The sequence below is a fragment of the Achromobacter dolens genome, assembly GCF_902859745.1.
In the GTDB taxonomy this organism is placed as follows: Bacteria; Pseudomonadota; Gammaproteobacteria; order Burkholderiales; family Burkholderiaceae_B; genus Achromobacter; species Achromobacter dolens.
This window is the reverse complement of sequence record NZ_CADIJW010000056.1, coordinates 25,160-33,843: the sequence shown is the minus strand read 5'-3', so window position 1 is coordinate 33,843 and position 8,684 is coordinate 25,160. Positions and strand designations below refer to the sequence as shown.

Genomic DNA, 8,684 nt, shown 5'->3' with positions numbered 1-8,684 from the left:
CCGTGGCCCCGGCGGTGGCCCCTGAACCCGCGCCGGCGCCTGTTGCCGCGCCCGCCGTGGCCGAGTCGGCCGCCGCTGCCGAAGCCATCTCGCAGGCCTCGCGCACCAGCCGCGCCGCGGCTCCTGCCCACGTCGACAAGGAATCCACCTCGATCCGCGTCGGCGTGGAAAAAGTCGACCAGGTCATCAACCTGGTGGGCGAACTGGTCATCACCCAGGCCATGCTGGCGCAGACCGCGTCGACGCTGGACCCGGTGCTGCACGACCGCCTGCTCAATGGCATGGAGCAGCTCGAGCGCAACGCGCGCGACCTGCAGGAAGCCGTCATGTCGATCCGCATGATGCCGATGGACTACGTCTTCAGCCGCTTCCCGCGCCTGGTGCGCGACATCGCCGGCAAGATGGGCAAGCAGATCGAATTGCAGACCTACGGCCGCGCCACCGAACTCGACAAGAGCCTGATCGAGCGCATCATCGATCCGCTGACGCACCTGGTGCGCAACAGCCTGGACCACGGCATCGAGACGCCCGAGAAGCGCGTCGCCGCCGGCAAGGATCCGGTCGGCCAACTGGTGCTGTCTGCCCAACACAATGGCGGCAACATCGTCATCGAGGTCAGCGACGACGGCGCCGGCCTGAATCGCGAGAAGATCCTCAAGAAGGCCATGGCCCAGGGCCTGCCTGTCAACGAGAACTCGCCGGACGACGAAATCTGGCAACTGATCTTCGCGCCGGGCTTCTCCACGGCCGAGAAGGTCACCGACATCTCCGGCCGCGGCGTCGGCATGGACGTGGTGCGCCGGAACATCCAGGACATGGGCGGCCACGTGCAATTGTCGTGCGAGCCGGGCAACGGCACCACCACGCGCATCGTGCTGCCGCTGACGCTGGCGATCCTGGACGGCATGTCGGTGCGGGTGGGCGAAGAGACCTTCATCCTGCCGCTGAACCACGTGACCGAATCGCTGCAGCCGACCAACGACCAGATCTACTCCGTGGCTGGCAACGAGCGCGTCATGCACGTGCGCGGCGAGTACCTGCCGCTGGTCGAAATGCACCGCGTGTTCTCGGTCAGCGAGGCCCAGACCGACCCGACCCAGGCCATCGCCGTCATCATGCAGGCCGAAGACCGCCGTTTCGCGTTGCTGGTGGATCACCTGATCGGCCAGCACCAGGTGGTGGTGAAGAACCTAGAGTCGAATTACCGCAAGGTCCCCGGCATCTCCGCCGCCACCATCCTGGGCGATGGCAGCGTGGCGCTGATCGTCGACGTATTTGCGCTTGCGCGCGCCAACCGTGAGCGTTGGTCGCAGCCCGAAGCCATTCTGAATTGATGGAGAAATAGCCCCATGGCAGCCAAACCGCAAGCGCAAGCCGCGCGCAATGAAGATGTCGGCAACGAGTTCCTGGTGTTCACGCTGGGCGACGAAGAGTACGGCATCGACATTCTGAAGGTGCAGGAAATCCGCGGCTACGATGCCGACACGGTGACCCGCATCGCCAATGTTCCGCCGTTCATCAAGGGCGTGACCAACCTGCGCGGCATCATCGTGCCGATCGTCGACCTGCGCATCAAGTTCAACCTGGGCAGCGTCGAATACAACGAGCAGACCGTCGTCATCATCCTGAACCTCGATCGCCGCGTGGTCGGCATCGTCGTCGATGGCGTGTCGGACGTGCTGATGCTCAACGCCGGCCAGATCCGCCCGGCGCCGGAATTCGGCGCCACCCTGTCCACCGAATACCTGACGGGCCTGGGCACGGTCGACGAACGCATGCTGATCCTGGTCGACATCGAGAAGATGATGACCAGCGATGAAATGGCCCTGGTGGAGAAGGTCGCTTCCTGATCGGAAGGACCGGACCCGGATGCGCGACCGGCGGGGCGGGGCCCCGGCGGTGGCGACCTCCCAGGGAGATGGGCGCGCCATATTGTGGAATCGATATGGCGCTTTTCCTTAACGTTTGCAGTCAGGAGTGGTGCTTGTGATGCGCAAGTTTCTCGCGAACATGACGATACGCAGCAGCCTGTTGTGGGTGCTGGCGTTCTTCTCATTCATGTTGGTGATCGGAGCCGCACTGGGCGTGTTGTCGTTGCGCATCAGCAATGCGACGCTGGCGGAAATCAAGCAATCGCAAGAACTGAACGACGCGCTGGGCCGTGTCGTCTTGAGCTACAAGGACACCCTCAATGGCCTGGGCCGCGCGGCCACGTCCAATTATGGCGACATCGTCCGCAGCGTCGGTCAGCCCACGCTGCTGGCGCAGGGCCTGTCGAGCGAGGCAGCCGGCCTGCTGGAACGCGCCAAGGCGGCGCAGAACAAGGGCCAGGCGGAGTTCGACTATTTCAAGACCCTGCCGCGACCGGCCGAGGCGGCCGAGTCCCTCAAGGAAGTCGAGGACTCGTATGGCGCGCTGGTGCAGCAGGGCGTGGTGCCGCTGACCGCCGCGCTTGAAAAGGCCGACATGCCGGCCTACCAGGCGCAGGTGCAGAAGGTGCAGGATGCGCTCGAAGGGCGCTTCGCCCGCGCTGTCGAAGGCTTTGATTTCTGGCGCGCCAGCAAGATGCTGGACGCGTTCGAGGTGGCCCAGGTGCGCTACCAGTTCGTGCTGCTGGCGGTGAGCGCGGGCGGCGTGATCGCCGCGCTGCTGGTGTTCGCCACCTATGTGTTCCTGCGCCGCCGCGTGCTGCAGCCGCTCAAGGACGCCGGCCATCATTTTGACCGCATCGCCGGCGGCGACCTGACCGCGCGCGTCGAAGTCCGCAACACCAATGAGATCGGCCAGCTTTTCGCCGCGCTCAAGCGCATGCAGGAGAGCCTGACGCGCACGGTGGCCTCGGTGCGTCGGGGCGTCGACGAGATCAATACCGGTTCGCACGAGATCGCCGCCGGCAACACCGACCTGTCCAGCCGCACCGAGCAGCAGGCTGCCTCGCTGGAAGAGACCGCCGCTTCGATGGAAGAGCTGGCCTCGACGGTCAAGCAGAACGCCGACAACGCGCGCCAGGCCAACCAATTGGCGGCCAGCGCGTCGGACGTGGCCGAGCGTGGCGGTTCGGCCGTGGCGGAAGTGGTCAACACCATGCACGGCATTTCCGCCAGTTCGCGCAAGATCTCCGAGATCGTGTCGGTGATCGACGGCATCGCCTTCCAGACCAACATCCTGGCGCTGAACGCGGCAGTGGAAGCGGCCCGTGCCGGCGAGCAGGGCAAGGGCTTTGCGGTGGTGGCGGGCGAAGTGCGCTCGCTGGCGCAGCGCAGCGCGCAGGCGGCCAAGGAAATCAAGGGCCTGATCGAGGACTCGGTGACCAAGGTCGGCGCGGGTTCCGAGCAGGTTGAACGGGCGGGCGCGACGATGCAGGAGATCGTGGCGTCGGTCAAGCGCGTGACGGACATCATGGGCGAGATCTCGGCGGCCTCCGAGGAGCAGTCCAGCGGCATCGACCAGGTCAATCGCGCGGTTTCGCAGATGGACGAGGTGACGCAGCAGAACGCGGCGCTGGTAGAGGAAGCGGCGGCCGCGGCCGGCTCGCTGCAGGAACAGGCGCAGCGCCTGGCCGAGGCGGTGGCGGTGTTCAAGATCAACGTCGGCGAAGTGATCGAAGTGCCGGCCCATCGCCTGTCTTCGGGTCGCTCCGCCGCCGGCGACGATTCACGGCTGCAAGCGCCAGACGCGCTTGCTCTTGAGCGCTGAGGGCGGCAGTGGCGACAGCAGCAAACATGGCGCCGTCCATTCCGGTGGACCGCCAATTCGATTTTCGCGACGCGGACTTCACCCGCGTGCGCAAGATGATTCACGCGCGTGCCGGCATCTCGCTGGGCGCGCACAAGCGCGAAATGGTCTACAGCCGGCTGGCGCGGCGCCTGCGCGCGCTGGGCCGGCAGGACTTTGCCAGCTATCTGGACCAACTGGAGAACGAGCCGGACGCGGCCGAATGGGAAGATTTCGTCAACGCCCTGACGACCAACCTGACCGCGTTCTTCCGCGAGTCGCACCACTTCCCGATCCTGGCCGACTTCGCGCAAAAGCGCGGCGGCCCGGTGTCGGTGTGGTGTTGCGCGGCGTCCACGGGCGAAGAGCCATACTCCATCGCGATCACTTTGGCCGAGGCCCTGGGCCCGCGCGCCAGCGCCTGCTCGGTGCTGGCGACCGATATCGACACCAACGTGTTGAACCGGGCGCGCACGGCGGTCTATCCGGCCGAGCGCGTGGCCAAGATGGAAGAGAGCCGCCTCAAGCGCTTCTTCCTGAAGGGCCGCGGCGCCAACGCCGGACAGGTCCGGGTGCGTCCCGAGATTGCCGACATGGTGCGGTACGAGACGTTGAACCTGCTGGCGCCTTCCTGGCCGATCAGCGAGAAGTTCGACGTCATCTTCTGCCGCAACGTGATGATTTACTTCGACAAGCCGACCCAGGCGAAGATCCTTGAGCGGTTCGTGCCGCTGCTCAAGCCGGGCGGCCTGCTGTTTGCGGGCCATTCGGAGAACTTCACCTATATCAGTCGGGATTTCCGTCTGCGCGGGCAGACAGTCTACGAATGCGCTGGCAAGGCCTAGAGCTGTCGGTGACGACGGATTCCAGGTCCGCCTGAGGCGGTAAACAATGCAGAAAATCAGAGTTCTATGTGTGGATGATTCCGCGCTCGTGCGCGGACTGATGACCGAGATCATCAACAGCCAGCCGGATATGGAAGTGGTTGCGACCGCGCCCGATCCGCTGGTGGCGCGCGAGCTGATCAAAAAGCACAATCCCGACGTGCTGACGCTGGACGTGGAAATGCCCCGCATGGACGGGCTGGATTTCCTTGAAAAGCTGATGCGCCTGCGGCCGATGCCGGTGGTGATGGTGTCGTCGCTGACCGAGCGCGGCGGCGAAATCACGCTGCGCGCGCTCGAGCTGGGCGCCATCGACTTCGTCACCAAGCCCAAGCTGGGCATCCGCGACGGGTTGCTGGAATACACCGAGATCATTGCCGACAAGATCCGCGCCGCCTCGCGCGCCAAGCTGCGGGCGCCGAGCCCGCACGCGCCGGCGCCCGCCCCGGCGCCGATGTTGCGCCGGCCGCTGGCCAGCTCGGAAAAGCTGGTCATCGTGGGCGCGTCCACGGGCGGCACCGAAGCCATCCGCGAGGTCCTGCAACCGCTGCCGCCGGACAGCCCGGCCATCCTGATCACGCAGCACATGCCGGCCGGTTTCACGCGCTCGTTCGCGCAGCGCCTGGATGCCCTGTGCGCGGTGACGGTGCGCGAGGCCGTGCACGGCGAGCGCGTGCTGCCGGGCCACGTGTACCTGGCCCCGGGCGGCGAGATGCACATGCGCCTGGGCCGTAGTGGCGCCAACTACGTGATCGAGCTGGAGGCCAGCGAACCGGTCAATCGCCACCGCCCGTCGGTGGATGTGTTGTTTAATTCCGCCGCCGTGGCAGCGGGCAAGAACGCCATCGGCGTCATCCTGACCGGGATGGGCAAGGACGGGGCGGCCGGCATGCTGGCCATGCACCGCGCCGGCGCCCATACCATCGCGCAGGATGAAGCCAGTTGCGTGGTCTTCGGCATGCCCCGGGAGGCCATCGCAATCGGTGCGGCTGACGAAGTGGTGCCGCTGTCGGCAATGAGTGAGCGCATTCTGACTCGCCTGGGCGACCGGGGACACCGCGTTTGACGCGGCTGTGATCCCGATCGATCTCAAGCAAATTTCTTCTGGAGTAAAAGATGGTAGACAAGGGCATCAAGATTCTGGTGGTGGATGACTTCCCCACCATGCGGCGGATCATCCGCAACCTGCTCAAGGAGCTTGGTTTCGAGAACGTGGATGAGGCCGAAGACGGCGCGATCGGGCTGGAGAAGCTGCGCAACGGCGGCTTCCAGTTCGTCGTGTCCGACTGGAACATGCCCAATCTGGACGGCCTGGAAATGCTCAAGCAGATCCGCGCCGACGCCAGCCTGGCTTCGCTGCCGGTGCTGATGGTGACGGCCGAGGCCAAGAAGGAAAACATCGTCGCGGCGGCCCAGGCCGGCGCCAACGGTTACGTGGTCAAGCCTTTCACCGCGGCGACGCTGGAAGAGAAGCTGGTCAAGATCTTCGAGAAAATTGGCGGCTGAGGTGTGCAATGAGCACGACGCAGAATGAAGACTCGGCGGAATCCCCGGACCTGATTCACCGCATCGCCTCGCTGACCCGCATGCTGCGCGACAGCATGCGCGAGCTCGGCCTGGACCAGGCGATCAAGGACGCGGCCAACGCCATTCCCGACGCGCGCGACCGCCTGCGCTACGTGGCGCAGATGACCGAACAGGCTGCCAACCGCGTGCTGAACGCGACCGAGGCAGCCGGTCCGATCCAGGACGGCATGTCGCGTTCGGCGCAGGCCCTGGATGCTCGCTGGCAGCAATGGTACGACCAGCCGCTGGAATTGCCCGAGGCCCGCGAGCTGGTCAAGGACACGCGCGCATTCCTGCAGGACGTGCCCAAGCAGACGCAGCAGACCCAGTCCAAGCTGATGGAAATCATCATGGCGCAGGACTTCCAGGATCTGACCGGCCAGGTCATCATGCGCATGATGGACGTGGTCGGCGCGATCGAGCGCGAGCTGCTGCAGGTGTTGCTGGACAACGTGCCGCAAGAGCGCCGCGACGAGGCGAACAGCCTGCTCAACGGTCCGCAGGTCAGCCCGCAGGGCAAGACCGACGTGGTCACGAGCCAGGACCAGGTCGACGACCTGCTGGCCAGCCTGGGCTTCTGAGCCCGCCGGGCGGCGGGCCGCGCGGGCCCGCCTGCCGCCATGCCCGCTGGTCGGGCATGGTCGTATTCCCTAAGGGTGCGAACGCGCGCCCTTGGGTAGACTGCAACACAACAAGAATCGGGGCCGCAGCAGGAGACAGGGCGCATCGCGCCCAGGCAATGGATGCCCACAGAAGGCGATCCGGGCCGCACAAGGAGGTGCCATGTTGGCCAGATCCACATTCCGATTCGGAGGTATCTGGGGGTTGTTGCGCCGGCTCAACCGTGGCCGCGCCACGCTGTCCGAACGCCCGTTGTCCCTCAGCCCGGCCGCCTGGCCGCTTTACCGCTTCCTGGCCGGCATCCGCAGCCGTGTCAGCACGGTGCGGCAGTCCAGCATCGAGATCGCCCTCAACACCGCCCGGACCCAGTTCCAGGCCGGCCGCTGCGCGCTGCTGGCGCAGGAGCAGGCGCGCGCGGCCGAGGCCCTGGCTGCCAGCGGCGCCCAGATCGCGGCGCTGTCGGCGTCCACCTCGACCCATGCGCGCGAGATTGCCCAGGTCTCCGGGCAGAACCTGCGGGCGGCCGAGCAGGCGCTGGCCGAGCTGTCCGAGGTCAAGGAGCGGGTTGACCGCATGACGCGCGAGATGGCGGCGTTCACCGACGTGGTGGCGCAGTTGACCGGCCGGGCGCGTTCGGTCGGCGACATCAGCAAGCTCATCAAGGACATCGCCCTGCAGACCCAACTGCTGGCGCTGAACGCCGGGGTGGAGGCGGCCCGTGCCGGCGACGCCGGGCGCGGTTTTGCGGTGGTGGCCAGCGAGGTGGGCCGGCTGGCCGAACGGGTCAACGCCGCCACCAGCGACATCGGCCGCCATACCGGCGAGATGCTGGAGCTGGTCGATTCGACCCAGCGCCAGACCGGCGCCCTGCGCGAGGACGTGGACGCGTCCGGCGCGGTGCTGGACAAGACGCGCCAGGATTTCCAGCACTTCGTACGCGATTTCGACAGCATGAACCGCCAGGTGGGCGAGGTGGTGCAGGCGATCGGCGAGGTCGACGCCACCAACCACGGCATGAGCCAGGACGTCAGTCGCATCGCCGCGCTGAGCGCCGACGTGCGCGAGCGGGTGGCCAGCATGTCCGGCGAGATCGACCGCATCCGGCGCCAGACTGAGAGCGTGCAGGAGGTGCTGTCGGACATGCGCACCGGCAATACCGCCTTCGACCGCCTGTCCGAGACGCTGGAGGGCTTCCGGCTGGCGGCGATCCGGCTGCTCGACCATGCCCGTGAGCGCGGCCTGGACGTGTTCGACCGCCATTACCAGCGGATCGCAGGCAGCGATCCCCCGCGTTACCACACCGCCTACGACCGCGGCATCGACGAGGCGCTGACCCGCCTGCTGGACCACGTGCTGGAGGCCGTGCCCGGCGGCAGCTATGCGCTGCTGGTGGACGCGCGCGGCTACGCCCCGGCGCACAACAGCCGCTATTCGCACCCGCCCAGCGGCGATCCGGCCCAGGACATCGCCCGGGTGCGGCACAAGCGCATCTTCGACGACCCGGTCGGAGCGCGGCTGGCCGCCAACACCGAAACCCTGCTGTTTCAGACCTACTCCCGTGATACCGGCGAGATCGTCAACGACATCTCCGTGCCCCTGTTCCTGGACGGCGAGCACTGGGGCGCAGTGCGGATCGGGCTCGATTACGTGCGTTTCCAGGCCACCCTGGACGCCGGCGGATCGGCGCGGCCGGTGGTCGCGGCGGCCGGCTGAACCAGACCGATCCGCCTGGCTGGCGGGGCAGGGCGTCCGGTCGCCGGCCCGCCCTGGCCGGCCCGGCCCGGGCGCATCCGGGAATAGCGCCGCTTTCCCCCCGCTTCTTGGCTTATCGCCCAAGGCCCAGGCCTCCTAGAATCTCGGCGGGCAGCTCGTAATCCGTCAATCCGCGAGCCGCAACGA

8 protein-coding genes are annotated in these 8,684 nt (G+C 66.8%); all 8 read left to right on the top strand.

The window, feature by feature from the left end; translation table 11 throughout:
• A partial coding sequence (locus HV783_RS25560; RefSeq protein ID WP_254604040.1) for a chemotaxis protein CheW occupies positions 1–1,334 on the top strand: 1,334 nt, incomplete at its 5' end.
• A 15-nt stretch (positions 1,335–1,349) separates the two neighbouring features.
• Positions 1,350–1,850 carry a chemotaxis protein CheW gene (cheW, locus tag HV783_RS25555; RefSeq protein ID WP_006387513.1) on the top strand — a complete coding sequence of 167 codons (501 nt, stop codon included), beginning with the start codon at positions 1,350–1,352 and terminating at the stop codon, positions 1,848–1,850.
• 139 nt (positions 1,851–1,989) lie between these two features.
• Positions 1,990–3,696, top strand: a complete 1,707-nt coding sequence (locus HV783_RS25550) for a methyl-accepting chemotaxis protein (RefSeq protein ID WP_064528004.1) — start codon at positions 1,990–1,992, stop codon at positions 3,694–3,696.
• Positions 3,697–3,722: 26 nt separating this feature from the next.
• Positions 3,723–4,559: a CheR family methyltransferase gene (locus tag HV783_RS25545; protein ID WP_116793268.1), complete on the top strand. Its 837-nt coding sequence runs from the start codon at positions 3,723–3,725 to the stop codon at positions 4,557–4,559.
• A gap of 46 nt (positions 4,560–4,605) precedes the next feature.
• Positions 4,606–5,664, top strand: a complete 1,059-nt coding sequence (locus HV783_RS25540) for a protein-glutamate methylesterase/protein-glutamine glutaminase (protein WP_054504546.1) — start codon at positions 4,606–4,608, stop codon at positions 5,662–5,664.
• A gap of 50 nt (positions 5,665–5,714) precedes the next feature.
• Positions 5,715–6,104 carry a chemotaxis response regulator CheY gene (cheY, locus tag HV783_RS25535; protein WP_006387517.1) on the top strand — a complete coding sequence of 130 codons (390 nt, stop codon included), beginning with the start codon at positions 5,715–5,717 and terminating at the stop codon, positions 6,102–6,104.
• Positions 6,105–6,112: 8 nt separating this feature from the next.
• Positions 6,113–6,745 carry a protein phosphatase CheZ gene (cheZ, locus tag HV783_RS25530; protein WP_054504545.1) on the top strand — a complete coding sequence of 211 codons (633 nt, stop codon included), beginning with the start codon at positions 6,113–6,115 and terminating at the stop codon, positions 6,743–6,745.
• A gap of 202 nt (positions 6,746–6,947) precedes the next feature.
• Entirely contained in the window at positions 6,948–8,498 is a 1,551-nt protein-coding gene (locus tag HV783_RS25525) for a methyl-accepting chemotaxis protein (protein ID WP_254604039.1), read from the top strand.
• The last annotated feature ends 186 nt before the right edge of the window (positions 8,499–8,684 follow it).

What these genes read in the sequence shown, in the direction of transcription:
- cheY (WP_006387517.1), top strand. Translation starts at nt 5,715, where the DNA reads ATGGTAGACAAGGGCATCAAGATTCTGGTGGTGGATGACTTCCCCACC.
- cheW (WP_006387513.1), top strand. Translation starts at nt 1,350, where the DNA reads ATGGCAGCCAAACCGCAAGCGCAAGCCGCGCGCAATGAAGATGTCGGC.
- cheZ (WP_054504545.1), top strand. Translation starts at nt 6,113, where the DNA reads ATGAGCACGACGCAGAATGAAGACTCGGCGGAATCCCCGGACCTGATT.
- HV783_RS25525 (WP_254604039.1), top strand. Translation starts at nt 6,948, where the DNA reads ATGTTGGCCAGATCCACATTCCGATTCGGAGGTATCTGGGGGTTGTTG.
- HV783_RS25550 (WP_064528004.1), top strand. Translation starts at nt 1,990, where the DNA reads ATGCGCAAGTTTCTCGCGAACATGACGATACGCAGCAGCCTGTTGTGG.
- HV783_RS25545 (WP_116793268.1), top strand. Translation starts at nt 3,723, where the DNA reads ATGGCGCCGTCCATTCCGGTGGACCGCCAATTCGATTTTCGCGACGCG.
- HV783_RS25540 (WP_054504546.1), top strand. Translation starts at nt 4,606, where the DNA reads ATGCAGAAAATCAGAGTTCTATGTGTGGATGATTCCGCGCTCGTGCGC.